This window comes from Vibrio sp. D417a (assembly GCF_030248595.1).
Lineage (GTDB): Bacteria > Pseudomonadota > Gammaproteobacteria > Enterobacterales > Vibrionaceae > Vibrio > Vibrio alginolyticus.
In genome coordinates, this window is the sequence record NZ_JAHGAM010000011.1 from 106,932 (window position 1) to 123,205 (window position 16,274).

The 16,274-nt window shown below is 46.0% G+C and carries 13 protein-coding genes; 6 read left to right on the plus strand and 7 right to left on the minus strand.

Annotated features, from left to right (window positions below; translation table 11 throughout):
* Window positions 1-117: 117 nt before the first annotated feature.
* The 4 genes from KI742_RS12330 (at window position 118) to csdA (ending at window position 3,770) form a co-directional block, all read left to right on the plus strand.
* Window positions 118-963 carry an outer membrane protein OmpK gene (locus tag KI742_RS12330; RefSeq protein ID WP_005391741.1) on the plus strand — a complete coding sequence of 282 codons (846 nt, stop codon included), beginning with the start codon at window positions 118-120 and terminating at the stop codon, window positions 961-963.
* Window positions 964-1,072: 109 nt separating this feature from the next.
* Window positions 1,073-1,963, plus strand: a complete 891-nt coding sequence (panE, locus tag KI742_RS12335) for a 2-dehydropantoate 2-reductase (RefSeq protein WP_285385502.1) — start codon at window positions 1,073-1,075, stop codon at window positions 1,961-1,963.
* Window positions 1,960-2,559, plus strand: coding sequence for a DJ-1 family glyoxalase III (locus tag KI742_RS12340; RefSeq protein ID WP_213962822.1), 600 nt, complete (start codon window positions 1,960-1,962; stop codon window positions 2,557-2,559). Before panE ends, KI742_RS12340 begins: the two co-directional genes overlap by 4 nt.
* Entirely contained in the window at window positions 2,559-3,770 is a 1,212-nt protein-coding gene (gene csdA, locus KI742_RS12345; protein ID WP_213962823.1) for a cysteine desulfurase CsdA, read from the plus strand. The genes KI742_RS12340 and csdA overlap by 1 nt, the downstream gene beginning before the upstream one ends.
* Before the next feature lie 33 nt (window positions 3,771-3,803).
* On the opposite strand, the gene KI742_RS12350 is transcribed toward csdA, so the two are convergent.
* From KI742_RS12350 to KI742_RS12370, 5 genes are all read right to left on the minus strand, one after another.
* On the minus strand, window positions 3,804-4,724 hold the full coding sequence (locus tag KI742_RS12350) for a GGDEF domain-containing protein (protein WP_285385500.1): 921 nt from the start codon (window positions 4,722-4,724) through the stop codon (window positions 3,804-3,806).
* 309 nt (window positions 4,725-5,033) lie between these two features.
* Window positions 5,034-5,462 (minus strand): cysteine desulfurase sulfur acceptor subunit CsdE, encoded by a 429-nt coding sequence (csdE, locus tag KI742_RS12355; protein WP_005391725.1) that lies wholly within the window; start codon window positions 5,460-5,462, stop codon window positions 5,034-5,036.
* Between the two features lie 19 nt (window positions 5,463-5,481).
* Window positions 5,482-6,291 carry a tRNA cyclic N6-threonylcarbamoyladenosine(37) synthase TcdA gene (tcdA, locus tag KI742_RS12360; protein ID WP_005391724.1) on the minus strand — a complete coding sequence of 270 codons (810 nt, stop codon included), beginning with the start codon at window positions 6,289-6,291 and terminating at the stop codon, window positions 5,482-5,484.
* Between the two features lie 99 nt (window positions 6,292-6,390).
* Window positions 6,391-7,494, minus strand: a complete 1,104-nt coding sequence (gene mltA / locus KI742_RS12365) for a murein transglycosylase A (protein WP_238966867.1) — start codon at window positions 7,492-7,494, stop codon at window positions 6,391-6,393.
* Window positions 7,495-7,767: 273 nt separating this feature from the next.
* Window positions 7,768-8,223: a DUF2850 domain-containing protein gene (locus tag KI742_RS12370; RefSeq protein WP_005380234.1), complete on the minus strand. Its 456-nt coding sequence runs from the start codon at window positions 8,221-8,223 to the stop codon at window positions 7,768-7,770.
* A gap of 162 nt (window positions 8,224-8,385) precedes the next feature.
* Between KI742_RS12370 and argA the strand changes: the two genes are divergently transcribed.
* Window positions 8,386-9,723, plus strand: coding sequence for an amino-acid N-acetyltransferase (gene argA / locus KI742_RS12375; protein ID WP_012841478.1), 1,338 nt, complete (start codon window positions 8,386-8,388; stop codon window positions 9,721-9,723).
* Between the two features lie 400 nt (window positions 9,724-10,123).
* On the plus strand, window positions 10,124-10,312 hold the full coding sequence (locus KI742_RS12380) for a hypothetical protein (RefSeq protein WP_005380230.1): 189 nt from the start codon (window positions 10,124-10,126) through the stop codon (window positions 10,310-10,312).
* A 34-nt stretch (window positions 10,313-10,346) separates the two neighbouring features.
* Here the strand turns inward: KI742_RS12380 and recD are convergent, their stop codons facing one another.
* On the minus strand, window positions 10,347-12,494 hold the full coding sequence (gene recD, locus KI742_RS12385) for an exodeoxyribonuclease V subunit alpha (RefSeq protein WP_285385498.1): 2,148 nt from the start codon (window positions 12,492-12,494) through the stop codon (window positions 10,347-10,349).
* Window positions 12,494-16,168: an exodeoxyribonuclease V subunit beta gene (recB, locus tag KI742_RS12390; protein WP_285385517.1), complete on the minus strand. Its 3,675-nt coding sequence runs from the start codon at window positions 16,166-16,168 to the stop codon at window positions 12,494-12,496. The genes recD and recB overlap by 1 nt, the downstream gene beginning before the upstream one ends.
* Between the last annotated feature and the right edge of the window lie 106 nt (window positions 16,169-16,274).

Below are 16,274 nucleotides of genomic sequence, written 5' to 3' on the forward strand. Positions count from 1 at the left end.
CAATTTTGCACCCTTTATCACTTTCATTTGGGATTTTTATCGCTATTATTCCCGCCAATTGGAAAGCGCAGCATAGATTGCGTGTTCTGAATCATTACAAACATAGAGAGTCCCCTTATGCGTAAATCACTTTTAGCTCTTAGCCTTCTAGCGGCTACTTCAGCTCCAGTTATGGCGGCAGATTACTCTGACGGCGATATCCACAAAAACGATTACAAGTGGATGCAGTTCAACTACATGTACTCAATTGATGAAATGCCACGAGTTAAAGGCGCTGACGACAACGCTCACGATTACCTAGAAATGGAATTTGGCGGTCGCTCTGGTATTTTCGACCTATACGGTTACGTAGACGTATTTAACCTAGCGACTAAAGATAACCAAGATAAGTCAATTGAGAACGGCGCTCCTGACAAGATGTTCATGAAATTTGCACCACGTATGTCTCTAGATGCCGTAACTGGTAAAGACCTATCTTTCGGTCCAGTTCAAGAGCTATACATTGCATCTCTAATGGAATGGGGCGGTAACAACGGTGGTGTAAACAACCAGAAAATCGGTTTAGGTTCTGATGTAATGGTTCCTTGGTTAGGTAAAATCGGCCTAAACCTGTACAGCACTTACGATGGCAACAACAAAGGTTGGAACGGTTTCCAAATCTCGACTAACTGGTTCAAACCATTCTACTTCTTCGACAATGGTTCATTCATCTCTTACCAAGGTTACATTGATTACCAATTCGGTATGGATGATGATGCTGGTAACAAATTTGGTACTACCGCGTCAAACGGTGGTGCAATGTTCAACGGCATTTACTGGCACTCAGATCGCTTCGCGGTTGGTTACGGCCTGAAAGCATACAAAGAAGTATATGGCGTAAAAGACGGTCTACAAGTTGCTCCAGGTGTTGAGCTAGAATCGACTGGTGTAAGCCACTACCTAGCTGTAACTTACAAGTTCTAATTGAAACCACTAAGTTTGCTCAAAAATGGCGCCTTTCGGCGCCATTTTTATTTGCTTTCCTTTTTTCCCTCATTATCCTTGCAGCAAACCTTTTTAATGAGAGCGTTTGGTGAATATCCTTATCCTCGGTCCAGGTGCGGTGGGCTCACTCTGGGCAACAAAATTTAAGCTTGCCGGGCACAATGTTTCATTGTGGGGAAGAAGTTCTGAAAGCCAACAATCACTTCAGTTGGATGACACACCCGCAAACGTATTCAGTAATCAAGATATTTCCTCAGTAAATCAAGCAGATCTCATTTTGATCACGGTAAAAGCTTGGCAAGTGGAAGACGCCATTCAGCCTTTACTGCCTCATATCAATACAGACACGATTATCATGCTGATGCACAATGGTATGGGTACTGCCTCTGCCTTGGAGAAGGTTGTGCCAAACAATCCGATAGTGCTCGCAACAACGACGCACGGCGCATACAAACCAGATAACCAACACGTACTGCATACCGGTCACGGAACAACGCAAGTGGGTGGTTATAATGACAAAGGAATGCAGTGCGCTTTTCTGCAAGATGTTATGCTTCATGCCCTTCCAGAGGCCATTTGGAATCCACACATCCAATCTGCGTTATGGACTAAGTTAGCAATTAACTGCGCGATTAACCCACTGACTGCGATTCACCAGTGTAAGAATGGTGAGCTTGCGCAGCCCGAGTTTAAGATACAACTTGAAAGCATCACTCAAGAACTGGTTGAAGTAATGAGTAAAGAAGGTATTGCTATCGAGTTTCGCTCTCTTTTCGATACGGTAATGCAAGTGGTGAACGCCACAGCTGAGAACTATTCTTCAATGAGACAAGACGTATTCCATCAGCGTCGAACGGAAATTGATTTTATAACCGGATACTTGTTAAAGACTGCCGAGAAACATCGCATCAATACGCCTGAGAATTTAAAACTTTACCAACGCATCAAACAAATAGAACAAAGCTGGACAGAACAATGAGTAAGAAAATCTTAGTGCCAATCGCTCCGGGCACCGAAGAAATGGAAGCCGTCACCGTTATCGACATGATGGTTCGCGCGGGTTATGACGTTACAGTAGCGAGTGCTGCTTTTGATGGCTCATTGACGATGAAAGCTTCTCGCGGAGTCACATTAACGGCAGATTGTAAGCTGGTCGATATCGCTGATGATGAGTTTGATGCCATAGCGCTTTCTGGTGGTGTTGGTGGTGCAGAAATTTTCCGTGATAGTACGGTGATGATAGAAATCCTTAAGCAGCACATCTATGAGGGAAAATTGGTCGCTGCTATCTGCGCAGCGCCAGCGTTGGTATTGCAACACCATGATCTTTTCCCACAATCACTGATGACCTGTCACCCGAGCTTTCAGTCGCATATCCCGGTAGAGAAGTGGCGCAGTAAACGTGTGACCTTTGATATCAACCACAACCTGATCACTAGTCAAGGTCCGGGTACAGCTTTAGAGTTCGCGATGGAAGTAATCATTCAACTCTCAGGTAAAAAACACGCATGGTCAGTTGCTGAACCAATGATCCCTCTGCCTACTCTGCACTACCACAAGCTTGGTGAAGAATAATGTTTGACGTAAATGCTGTACGCGAGCAATTTCCTGCTCTAAACCAATCCGTCAACGATACGCCCTTAGTGTATCTAGATAGCGCAGCGACAACGCAAAAACCGCAATGTGTGATTAATGTCATCAGTCATTACTACAGTGCGCAAAATGCCAATGTTCACCGTGGCAGCCATAGTTTAACGGCTAATGCCACCAGCCAATTTGAAGCGGCACGAGAACGAGTGGCAAGCTTTATTGGTGCAAACAGCTCTAAAGAGATCATTTGGACACGGGGCGCAACCGAAGCACTGAACTTAATTGCTCAAACCTACGCCCGTAGCACGTTACAACCAGGTGATGAGATCTTGATTAGCGAGATGGAGCACCACGCCAACATCGTGCCCTGGCAAATCGTGGCAGAGCAAACGGGTGCTAAAGTCATTAAAGTTCCGATGACATCAGATTGCCAGTTCGACATCAGTGCATTTGAGGCGCTTCTGTCTGACCGCTGTAAAATTGTTGCTTGCGCACAAATAACCAACGTAACAGGCACACGCCAACCTATCGAAAAAATCACTGAACTGGCGCACAACGTTGGCGCGGTTGTTGTAGTTGATGGCGCGCAAGGCATCGTACATGAGCAACTTGATTTATCGACATCAGATATCGATTTCTACGTTTTCTCAGGTCACAAACTTTATGCACCAGCAGGCATTGGGGTTTTATACGGCAAGCTTAAACTTTTGGAAGCCATGCCACCATGGCACGGCGGCGGTAAAATGGTTGAACGTGTTTCTTTCGAGAAAACGACGTTTTCTGCACTTCCTGGTAAATTTGAAGCGGGCACACCAAACGTTGCGGGCGCGATTGCTCTAGCGAAAGCCATTGAGTGGTACCAAGGTTTTAACCATCACGAAGTAGAGGATCATCTCCATGTGCTTCAGGATAAGGCCTACCAAGCACTAAGCGCTTTGGATGACATCCATATTCTAGGCTATCAACCGAATGCCTCTGTACTGACGTTCGTCATGGACGGCGTTCATCACCAAGACATGGCGACGCTGCTTGATCAACAAGGCATTGCGGTACGAGCAGGACACCACTGCGCTCACCCATTGATGGATGCGCTAAACGTTAAAGGCACGGTACGCGTTTCTTTTGGTATTTATAACACGGCTGAAGATGTGGATAGACTCATCGCCGCCGTAGAAAAAGCCGTCGACATGCTATAACGTCAACGGTTTGATTTGGAGTAACCAACAAGGTTACTCCATCTGCCTATCCAGAGTCGCCACGCAATTTCTGCCATTTCTTTTCGCAGCATAAAGCGCTTTATCTGCATGCGCATACAAACGTTTGGTGGTTTCGTTTCTGCCTATTTCCACCACGCCTACACTCACCGTGACCGGAATTTCAATCTTTTCAAATTCGAACTGACAATTTTGAATGTGGGAACGTACTTCCTCTCCTACCTCTTTCGCCGCCGACATAGAAGTTTCAGGCAAAATAATCGCAAACTCCTCCCCTCCGACTCTTGCAAAAATTTCGTCTTTGACGAGTAAGTGAGAAACCAAATCAGCTAACGTCTCTAAGACATAATCCCCCGCATCATGACCACGTTTATCATTAATGACTTTAAAAAAGTCCAAATCAAACAATAACAACGCGGAGCGATAATCTGGAGCTTGGGATTTAATAACTTCTTCTGTGAGCTTTTCGAAAAAGACACGTCGATTGTAGATGTTGGTAAGAGCATCAATTTGGCTTTGATGGCGAAGAAGGGTTTCAACTCGGTGGCGATTGGAGATGTTGCGTGTAAGAATAAGGACAACGCGACGACCTCGGTATTTTATAGCGAGTGGGCAGATCTTGCCTTCGTAGTATAGGTCGCCTCTTGGCCCACTGTTAGCATCTATTCCCTGAATGCTGTCGGCGCACATCTTGTACTCGATAGTCACAATACTGTCTTGTTTCAGTGATCGACTGATCTGCTCGATAAACCAGTCAGCTTTATCTTTTTCAAGTACACCGTGAAGTGTCTTACCTATCAAATTGCTTCCATCGTGATAGGCTTTTTTATCTGTTCCTCCAAAAACATCAATATAGATACCATCTTCACTCAGAATAAAAGTGGGGTCTGGCATTCCGGATAACACGTCTTGCGCATGTTCCAAGGTGAATTGCATATAGGGAGGTTCCTAGCATTTGTATCTAAGTAACCCAATCGCTTCCAAGTGTGTTTCCACATTGGGGAATAGGAGCGAATGGGGCATATGTCTATTATCTAATATAGACAAATTTTAAATACAATTGAGTTTATAAAAACCAAGTGGGCAATATAATGAACCAGGATCAATAGAATGGTTAATTAACGCTAAAATAGTCGTCCATTTGCATATTTTTTATCCATTTGCAAAAAATATCTCAACTCAGATACAAAAAACGCCAAACAGCTAGGCTATTCGGCGTTTTTTAAGAATTGGGAAAATGACTCGTTACACGGCGGTTTGCTTAATCTGCTCTACAATAGCTTTCAAGCCATTACCACGTGACGGGCTTAAATGGGAGACAAGCCCCAGTTGTTCAAAATAAGCATCAATATCAAATGCTTGAATTTGATCGGCCGTTTTACCGTCATAAGCAGCCATAACCAAGGCAATCAATCCACGGACGATACGCGCATCGGAGTCCGCACAAAAATGCCAAACGCCATCTTGCTCTTTGCTCACTAACCACACCAAGCTTTCACAACCCGAAACGGTAACTTGTTCTGATTTCAGCTCTTCTGGCATTTGTGGCAGCTTTTTACCCCACTGAATAACCTGACGGTAACGATCTTCCCAGCCTTTAAATTGCTGCATAGTCGCTACAATGTCTTCGCTGGTGATATCTGTACCAAATGGAGAAACGGGAAAATCTGTCATGATGCGCTCTTCTTCTAGTTTACTGCTTATATTTTGAAATCAACTTCTCAACGATTCGCGATACCGCGACAAAGCCAAACGTTGCAGTTACGACAGTCGCCGCACCAAAACCGCTAGCGCAATCCATACGTTTTGGGCCTTCCGCTGTCGACTTCACACCACACACTGAACCGTCTGCTTGAGGATACTTCAGCTGCTCGGTTGAAAACACGCAATCAATACCAAACTTACGAGCCGGATTCTTAGGGAAGTTATGATGACGACGCAAGGTATCTTTGATTTTCTTCGCTAGAGGATCTTGGATCGTTTTCGTTAAATCAGCGACCATGATCTGCGTTGGGTCAACCTGACCACCAGCGCCCCCCGTGGTGATCACTTTGATCTTGTTGCTGCGGCAATACGCCAACAAAGACGCCTTCGCCTTTACGCTGTCAATCGCATCTAGCACGTAATCAAACTCTTTGCTTAAGTACTCATGTTGATTGTCTGGCGTGATGAAATCATCAATCAGATTGACTTTACACTCTGGGTTGATCAATTTGACACGCTCGGCCATCACTTCAATCTTGCTTTGGCCAACGGTGCCCGTCATCGCATGAATTTGGCGGTTAATGTTCGTGACACAAACATCATCCATATCAATCAGAGTCAACTCACCGATCCCAGTACGGGCCAGCGCTTCGACCGCCCATGAACCCACGCCACCAATACCAATAACACAAACGTGTGCAGCGCGAAGAATGTCCACTTCACTGTTGCCATAAAGACGACGAGTGCCGCCAAAGCGTTGATTGTAGCTGTCAGATGCTGGGGTATCGAGTTCACGCATATTGAAGTCCAGATGATCGATAGAAAAACAAAGAGTGCGATTTATACGCACTCTTTGATGAAATGTCTAGATAAGAGGCGGTTCCTCTTTCTTGGGTCGCTATTGTAGCTTTTCTGGCGGCAAAGCCCAAGGCGCTTGAGTTGGTGAGTTTTCCAGCCCAAGTTTCCAAACTCGACCAAAATGCTTGTAGTGCCCTGCTTCCGTTCCTGCTCTCGCACCAATGCCATGATACAGATCCAAATGGTTCTGTTTTACCGCACCACCAGTGTCTAAAACGATCAGCATTCGCAGTTGATGCGCACCGCTCCACGTACCATCCGCATTCAGCAATGGTACTTCCGCCAAGATTGGTGTGCCCATTGGTAAGATAGAACGGTCACCCGCGACCGCGGCCATTGGCAACAAAGGAATACCAGCCGACCCCGTTACTGGCGCTTCCGCTTTTGGCGCAAAGAAAACGTAAGAAGGGTTTTGCTCCAACAACTCGCGCACTGTCGCATCGTCGTTGTCCATCACCCACTCTTTGATTGCTTTGAGGGACATTTTTTCACGCGGGACTTCACCACGTTCAATCAAAATGCGGCCAATACTAACGTAAGCTTTATTATTTTTCCCTGCGTACGCGAAGTACTCCAACGTATCATCATCTTCAAAATGCACATAGCCACTGCCCTGCACTTCCATCATAAACGGGTCAATACGATTAGGCGCATAACCTAGCACTAAACCTTGGCCATCTAATGCCCCGTTGTAGATCTCCGCGCGAGTCGGACAATCTGATGAGCAGTTTGGCTTGCCATAAACTGGGTACTTAAAAATGTCGTTTGGTGTATGACGCAGCTCCATCACGGGAGAAAAGTATCCGGTAAACAGCACATTACCTTTTTTATCACCACCACCCAGTTGCGCGGCTTGAATGCCAAACGCACTCAACGCACTGGTATCTCCGCTCTGTTGCGCCCACTCACTTAATCGTTGATATAGCGGTTGGTACATCTTTGCCATGGATGGTGACTTTATCACCACTTGCTCAGCTTGCTTGTTAAATTCAGTAAAATCGCGTGGTTTGTTAGACTCAACTACGTCCACTTTATTGAGGATCTGAGGAAACTCACCATCAAGATATTGCTGAGCACGATCATTTTGTTGAGCACAGCCAAAGAGTAGGCTCAAAGATATAATAGGAAGGAGTTTTTTTAACACGTGTCTTTTCCGTAAAAGAGAATAGCAAAAGGATGGCAAACAAATGCATACGGTGCAATTGAAAAGCAACGACAAAATGTTTCAACGCTAAGCCAATCCGTTTACTCGTTGTGAATTCATTCAGTTAATGCAACATGATAGCAGCGGAAGAATTACGGAATTGTCCGGATTATGTTTGAAAGTAAGATTTACTGATTGAGAGATGAAATTGTGATCATCCATGTGACTCACAGACGCAAGAGATCTCTGCTTAACAGACAATGATAAAAACGACTATCTTACCGCAATCCTTGCACGCCCCTCTAAACGGAATACAGGTAGATAATGCGCATTGGCATCCAGCTTCATTTCTGCATGCTGCTTACCCACAAAATTGAAGTGCCGCTCATTTGAACCCACTCGATACGAAAACGAATCCCCATCGAATTCAAAACTGGTCGCCACTGTAGAACCATTTACGGTAACACCGCGCTCACTCAACACAAATTCTTCACGAGCATAAGGCGCAACATCTTGCTCAACCCAGCGACCATAAATAGTCGATTTGGGAATGGGCGGATTAATGGTTCGAGTAATCAAATCACTATACAGCATGCACACGACAACGGTTCCAACTATCGCTATAAGCATGAGAGAACGCTCTAGCCACTTACGAAGCATTGATTTAGATGACGTTTTTGACAGATTGGAAGCAGTGATCGCAGCATTCTTATTAACAGCAGAAGACATGAGGTTCACGTATTGAGGAAAGACGCACCCATTGTAACCTTCCCTTTTAACGGGACCAAGAACCTACCTCAATATGTTTGTGCTTTATTCCAAAATTTCACCTTGCCACCAAATGAATAAAAAGGCATTATTTTAACATAATTAAACAAGGGAATGGCTGTAGTGAAAATTCGTAGTACTGCTCTCGTAAAAGGATTCCGTCAATCAACACCTTATGTCAATGCTCACCGCGGAAAAACCATGGTGATCATGCTGGGCGGAGAAGCCGTCGCACACAAAAATTTTGGCAACATTATTAATGATATCGCACTCATGCACAGCCTCGGAATCAAAGTCGTGGTGGTGTATGGTGCACGTCCTCAAATTAATCAGCTGCTAGAAAAACAAGACCTCACTACGCCTTACCACAAAAATATCCGCATTACGGATGAATCGGCTTTATCTGTTGTTATGCAAGCTGCCGGACAACTTCAGCTTGCGATTACTGCGCGCCTATCAATGAGCCTCAACAATACTCCGATGGCAGGTACCCAGCTCAATGTCGTTAGCGGAAACTACATCATTGCCCAACCACTCGGCGTTGATGATGGTGTGGACTATTGCCATAGTGGACGTATTCGCCGCATTGACACCGACGCGATTAATCGCACGCTCGACCAAGGCTCTATTGTGCTACTTGGCCCCATTGCGAGCTCTGTGACTGGCGAGTGCTTCAATTTATTATCGGAAGAAGTCGCCACCCAACTAGCGATAAAGCTGGGTGCGGATAAGCTGATTGGTTTTTGCTCCGAACAAGGTGTCATTGATGACAACGGCAATGCTGTCGCCGAGTTACTACCAATTGAGGCGGAGCATGTCATCAAAACGCTTTCTGAAAATACGTCTCCTGACCTAGATTACAACACTGGGACACTGCGCTTTCTTAAAGGCTCTATTGCCGCTTGCCGTGCCGGAGTGCCTCGTAGCCACTTGATCAGTTATAAAGTAGATGGCGCCTTAATTCAGGAGTTGTTCTCTTTCGACGGTATCGGTACCCAAGTTGTTATGGCGAGTGCTGAACAAGTGAGGCAAGCTAATATTGACGATATTGGCGGTATCTTAGACCTCATTCGCCCGTTAGAAGAACAAGGTGTACTGGTTAGGCGCTCTCGAGAACAGCTAGAGCAAGAGATTGGAAAATTTACCATCATCGAAAAAGACGGCTTGATTATTGGCTGTGCTGCCCTTTATCCATACCCAGAAGAGCGCAAAGCTGAGATGGCTTGCGTAGCGATTCACCCTGACTATCGTGATGGGAACCGAGGTTTGTTACTGCTCAACTACATGAAACATCGTTCTAAATCCGAAACCATTGATCAGATTTTTGTCCTCACGACACACAGTCTGCATTGGTTCAGAGAGCAAGGTTTTTACGAAGTCAGTGTCGACTATTTGCCCGGAGCCAAACAAGGGCTATATAACTTCCAGCGTAAGTCAAAAATCTTAGCGCTAGATTTGTAGCTTAACCTTAAATCACGAAGCAAAATTTAACGCTCCGCTATACCAAAACCTCAAGGTGCGGGATTCAGCTCATTAACGCTCAACCCTGCACATCGAGTTTGTTTAGGAGTAAGGCCACACATAAACCCTACTCCGGACTAGCGAGTCATCATATAAACACCAACTTAGAAATACGCAAACCATTGCTTGATTTTCGTTCCAATTTTATCTTTTAAATATACATTTGGTTGGCTATACTCTGCTCGCTAGTGATTGGTTTTTAACCAATACGAATGGATCTAGGTGATGTAATGTAGCCTTCACCCTAAAATACTGGGCAATTGAAAAACTAGTTAGCTCCGTATTGCACACCAAGGACAGTTGTTAATCTGACTTTAAATAAGCCGAGACGAGCACTGTTATGAGAACAATCATTTGTAATTCGCTTCAAAGCTTCTGGGATATGGCTGACAATCAGTTTTTAGAAGGCCTAGACGTCCACTGTGTTTTCCCCGTAAATGACGCTATCCGAGATTTTATTCTTGCTTATCAACAGCAATACAAAATACGCAGCGTGTCTTTTACCAATGCGTTTGCAAAACATGCATAAAAGAAGACCGAGCCATAAGCTCGGTCTTCTTGTTTTAGTTGGTAAGCCGCTTTACTAACCCACTCGCACGAGTCGTTTTCACCTTAATGCCTCGCTTCAGAACATTGAGCTCGGCATAGAGAGCTAAACGCTTTTTCGCGCGGGTAATGCCTGTGTAAATCAACTCACGGGTTAATATCGGGCTAAAGTCTGGAGGCAAAATCATCAGGGTGTAATCAAATTCACTGCCTTGCGATTTATGGATGGTCATGGCGTAAGCCGTTTCATGTTCAGGTACTCGGCTTGGCAAGACCGATTTCACACTGCCGTCAGGTAACTCAAAAAAGACTTTCAAACGCGGTTCTTCTTCACTGTCATCCCGCATACAAATACCAATATCACCGTTATACAAACCTAAACCATGATCATTACGCGTAACCATGACAGGTCTGCCGTGATACCAAATTTCATCCTGAACTTGAATTAACTTGCGCGCCGCGAGCGCTTTCTCGATACGTTGGTTTAGCCCAGCCACACCAAAGTCACCTTCACGGATCGCGCACAGCAGTCGACATTGGTTGAAGGTATCTAACACCGCTTTGGCTTTGTGCGTTAGCGACTCTGGCTCTCCGGTTTTAGGATCGATTTCTTGTTGTCCAATGCGTTTGAGGTAACGACCGTATTCCTGCACCAATGTCTGCATCATTTGGTTGTAATGTTGACTACTTAGTGCGAAATGTTCGATATCAGAAAAGTCACGCGCCCAGACGTTGTCTACGCTCGCAGCAGAACCTGAGTTAACCGCTTTTGCCAACTGACCAATGCCTGAGCGAGCGTCAAATCGGTAGCTCTTTTGCAACATACATAAACTATCAGCAATGCTAGATGCACTGTTACCTGTATGGGCTAAAGTATCGAAACCCGTCAGTTTTGCGATGGCTGACGCCTGCTCTTTGCCATAACCCAATGCATGGAATGAACAGATATCACCCAACACTGCCCCTGCTTCAACTGAGGCAAGTTGGTCTTTATCACCTAGCAAAATCAGCCGCGCATGTTTCGGTAAGGCATCGACCACTTTGTACATCATTGGCAAATCGACCATCGACGCTTCGTCGATAACCAAAATATCCAAATGCAGTGGATTTTGCTTGTTGTGACGAAATTCTGCGCTATTAGGAATCGCGCCCAGCAACCTATGTAAGGTACTCGATTCAGTCGGAATTTTGGCTTTTAGCTCCGGAGAAACTGGCAGTTCTTGCACTGCTTTACCAATGGACTCGGTTAATCGCGCCGCCGCTTTCCCCGTCGGGGCCACCAGCTTGATGGTTAGATTTTTCTCGTGTGTCGCCTGTTCAATCAAAGCAGCAAGCAATTTGGTTACTGTCGTCGTTTTACCCGTACCAGGGCCACCAGAAATCACAGCAAATCGACGAGTTAACGCAACCGCCGCCGCGACTTTTTGCCAGTTCACACAAGCTGAAAGTGGCACCAGCTCATCCAGTTGATGCAAATCCTGAACCTTGCGCGCATTGCTAAGCACGGAATCAATGGCGTGCCAATCCAACGATTCGCTTGCGACCACATCAAGGTGATCACACACCAATTGTTGACGCAACACTTGGTTGCTGCTTCCCGCTTCTACTGCTTTGCCCAACGCGTTAAACAGAAAATGGTATTGGCGTGCGAACAGATGGTTGAGCAACTCGGATAATCGCACAAACTCTTGTGGTTGCAAGTTAACTGCGGCGCCCAACTGATTGAGCTTTTCCGCCAGTGTCACTTCATAATGCCAATAGCGGTGCAGATACAGACGCTCGCCATCGAACATCAGCGGCAAGGCTTCTCCTTGCGCGCCGACCACGGTGGAATTTTTTAATACTTGAATCCAGTCTATGTCTTGCAACTGTGTGTTGAGCGCCAATGCCGACTCACCAAACAGCCCTAGCTTACTGGCTAAATCCGTAGATTGCCCTTGTGCATCGAACAGAGACAGACAGATATGTCCTTTGCCAAGCTCACTACTGACAACACCCGCGATAAACGCCAATGCTTGACTGTCCGACTGTTCATCATGCGTTTGAGAATCAATAAAACAGGCGAATTGGTAGTCGAGCTGACGAATAGCACCTTTGTGCGCCAAGCGTTCCAGCACTACCAATAAACTATCTTGGCCAGAATGAAGATTGTGATTTGTCGTCATTAAAGTAGCTCCATCTGCCCGGCTTGAGTTGAGCGCGTTTCAAGTACTTGACCATCAATCAAACGATCCATCTCTTGTAAGAAGTCTAAGGTTGGTTTCGCAGCAAAAATGCCGTGGTCACTCTGCCCATCCATGCCGCGTAAGAACAAGTAATACACGCCACCGAAGTGATGATCATATTGATAATTCGCCAATCGGCTGCGTAGGAAACGATGCAGTGCTAACGCATAAATCTGGTACTGCAAATCGTAGCGGTGATCCGCCATCGCCGATTTCAGAGCCTCACCATGGTAGTGCGTCACATCGTCGCCAAGATGATTCGATTTCCAGTCAAGCACGTAGTATTTACCTTGATGTTCAAACACCAAGTCGATAAAACCTTTGAGCATGCCTTGCACGGTTTGGAAACCTAAATCCCCCGCTTTCGCCGACAACGGATCGTGACGTTGAATGACTCGGTTTAACGCCGGTGCAGACAAAACTTCAATCGGCAACAAAAATTCCATCTCCACCAAACGTTGCGACGGTGCTTTTTGATTCAGCAGCAAAGACTTACCATCCAACGGCGTAGCGAGTACGGTATCAATCAGTTGCTGTAAAATGGGCAACCACTCTTCATCGAGCTGTTCGCTTTCCATCAAGCCAAGGATGATTTGTGTATTCTCTTCCGTCGTGGCTGGCTGAGTAAATTCAATTTCCTCAAACAGGCTGTGCAGGAACGTACCCGGACGCGCACCACGAGGGAAGGTAAAAATAGAATGCTCTGGCTCCACCAAATCCGCTTCGTCTTGTTCTTCAGATGAGTCAATATCAAAACCCGTAATCTCAATCGTGGCATCATGCTCGGCGTGATGAGAGCCTTGCTTGACCAAGCCAGAATAACTGGTGATGCGCCAGTTTCTGTCGATAGGGTTTTGCAGTTCTTTCGCACTAAGATCGTGTATTTCTTCTTGTGGCGCTACGTACTTATCTTCGAGTTGCTGCGGCGGATCGGCCACAACGACACAATCAAGCTCGTCTTGTTGCTTTGTTAAACCTTGGTGCAAATCGTTAATGCCACCTTCTTGACCATTTTGAATCAAATAGCCAATCGCACTGCGGTGTACACCAGTTGGCTCTTTGGTCGAACGGCCATTGCGCAACGGTGAGGCACCGATAAAACACGCATAAACAGCACGCGTTAGTGCCACGTATATCAAGCGTAAGTCTTCCGCCAAACGCTCTTTATCCGCTTGCTTCATGGACGCATCGTTGCCAGTGATATCCAGTACCGTGCGGTCATTGGCTGCATCGTAATATTTGGCTTCACTGGCTTCTCGATAGCTGAACACAAACGGCAGAAATACGAGGTCATACTCCAAGCCTTTTGATTTGTGAATAGTTACGATCTGCACTAAGTTACGTTCCGATTCTAAACGTTGGATTTGGTCATCACTGCCACCCAAACCGTTTTCCGCATCACTGATAGACTGAGCGAGCCAACGCAGCAGACCGTGATCGCTATCCAGTTCATTACTGGCTTGTTGAAGCAGTTCACCGATGTGCATTAAATCGGTAAGTACTCGCTCACCATTTTCACCCTGTGAACTCGCACCTTCTTCTAGTAATCGCTCGGCAATATGGCGTTTGCTGATCACCGCGCGTAACATCGGCAGCACACCACGTTGAACCCAAAGTTTGCGATATTCTTTGAATTCGTTTACGGCGTTTTCCCACACAATTTCATCGTTATTAAGTGCATCCAAACTTGCTGCATCAAGGGCAAACAGCTCAGAGGCAAGACTTGCACGCAGCGCACGGTCATTTTCTGGCGTCAGCACCGCTTGCAGCAAACGCTGTAAATCCTGCGCCACTGAACTGGTAAACACACTGTCTCGGTTAGACAGGTACACGCTGGCAATGCCTTGATCAGCCAACGCTTGTTTGATCATGCGACCTTCGCTACCTGTTCGAACCAACACCGCAATATCGCCCGCTTGAACCGCTTTCTGTTTTTCGCCATTCACCAGACACGCTTGCCCCTGTTGAGCCTGCGTCAAAATGGTTTGGATTTGGCTTGCGGTCGCCTCCGCCATCCGAGTCAAATACTCGCCTTTTGGTAGCGGTTTATCGTCCGCTTCTTGCAACCAATAAGTCAGCGCGGGTTGCTTTTGGCCACCCATAGTCCAAATGCGTTTTTCGGCATTGGGACTGTACTTAACGGGTAAGAACGGGATGTCCGAATCATAGATAAATGGACTGTCTGGCAAAGCAAATACTTGGTTTACCGCCTGCACCATATCTGCGCTAGAACGCCAGTTGGTTCCTAACGTGTAGTGGGCACTTACTTGGTTACGCGCTTTGATGTAAGTGAAAATGTCTGCGCCACGAAAGCCATAAATCGCCTGCTTGGGGTCACCGATCATAAACAAACCACATTCTGGGTTGTTCAGATAAATACGGCTGAAAATACTGTATTGAAGCGGGTCAGTATCTTGGAACTCGTCAATCATTGCGACAGGATACAAAGTACGAATACGCGCCGCTAAAAGCTCGCTTTCGTCCGTATCGATAGAAGCAGAAAGTTGCGTCAGCAAATCATCAAAAGAGAGCCACTGTTTTTGATTTTTCGCGTTAGCCAGCATCACACGACAATGTTCAATTGCATGAGCAAGCAGTGGCGCTTTTAAGCTGATTGGGTTGGTAAGAAATGTTTCAATGGCTTCAAATACCGCATGCTGCGGCGCACTGCCTTTCGGTGTTTTTTCCAACAAGACGTTTTGCGCGAATTTCTCCAGCTTGTCTGGATAATCGTAACCTGTAGTTTCCGTTGCCGCCCAAGCGTTTACCGCCTCCAACCACGTCGGCAGAGACTTTTTGGTGTAGCTGCGTTTGCTAATATCTGAATCTGAAATCAGCGTCAAGAAGTCATCTTGGCTTTCTCGCCACTGTGCTTTTAATTCATCAATTTTTTTCAAATTTTCAGTATGAAGATCAGCCAAACTGCCTTTCATTGCCGGAACAGAAAGGCTTAACGGCGCACCAGTTAAGTAATTGCTGATGTCAGACAACAACGCAGATGGAGAGCCCCATAGCTGGCGAATTTCTCCAGCCAAAGTAAATGGCAACGGGTAGAAATTGCGGCGCCAGTAATCGGCTACAACTTGCGCTTTTAGGTGGCTTTCATCGGTCACAAACTCGTTATTAAATCGGCTGCCAGATTCAAACGCATTTTGCGTTAGCATACGTTGGCAAAAACCGTGAATGGTGTAGACTGCCGCCTCGTCCATCTGACGCTCTGCCTGCAATAAAATTTCTGCGGCTTGCTTGTGATCGTCAAACTCATTAAGCAAAGGTTGGATCACCGGATCGGAACTCTGTCCACGCGCAAACGCGATTCGCGCATCATGGATTCTTGCCCTGATACGATCGCGTAATTCCGCAGTTGCCGCTTCGGTAAAGGTTACGACCAGAATTTGGTCGACCGTAAGCGGTACGCGATGTCGAGTTTCCGCGCTGCCGTGACCAAGCAAAAGGCGCAGATATAAACCTGCAATAGTGAAGGTTTTACCTGTACCTGCTGATGCCTCGATTAACCTCGCACCATGCAGAGGAAACGTCATCGGTTCTAGTGGCGTTGGTTGAGGTTGCTCTGTGCGGTCTAATGTATGTAGAGGACACTCTGCACCTGACATTTGATCCATAACGCTGAATCTCTCCGGATTATTTACTAGGACGTATCACCTAATAAATGTGATCTATAGTTAAAAATTCTATTAATATGTTTAACAAGTTGGATAA

Coding starts and splice junctions, on each gene's coding strand:
- KI742_RS12330 (WP_005391741.1), top strand. CDS start 118: ATGCGTAAATCACTTTTAGCTCTTAGCCTTCTAGCGGCTACTTCAGCT.
- KI742_RS12340 (WP_213962822.1), top strand. CDS start 1,960: ATGAGTAAGAAAATCTTAGTGCCAATCGCTCCGGGCACCGAAGAAATG.
- csdA (WP_213962823.1), top strand. CDS start 2,559: ATGTTTGACGTAAATGCTGTACGCGAGCAATTTCCTGCTCTAAACCAA.
- KI742_RS12350 (WP_285385500.1), bottom strand. CDS start 4,724: ATGCAATTCACCTTGGAACATGCGCAAGACGTGTTATCCGGAATGCCA.
- csdE (WP_005391725.1), bottom strand. CDS start 5,462: ATGACAGATTTTCCCGTTTCTCCATTTGGTACAGATATCACCAGCGAA.
- tcdA (WP_005391724.1), bottom strand. CDS start 6,291: ATGCGTGAACTCGATACCCCAGCATCTGACAGCTACAATCAACGCTTT.
- KI742_RS12370 (WP_005380234.1), bottom strand. CDS start 8,223: ATGTCTTCTGCTGTTAATAAGAATGCTGCGATCACTGCTTCCAATCTG.
- KI742_RS12380 (WP_005380230.1), top strand. CDS start 10,124: ATGAGAACAATCATTTGTAATTCGCTTCAAAGCTTCTGGGATATGGCT.
- recD (WP_285385498.1), bottom strand. CDS start 12,494: ATGACGACAAATCACAATCTTCATTCTGGCCAAGATAGTTTATTGGTA.
- recB (WP_285385517.1), bottom strand. CDS start 16,168: ATGTCAGGTGCAGAGTGTCCTCTACATACATTAGACCGCACAGAGCAA.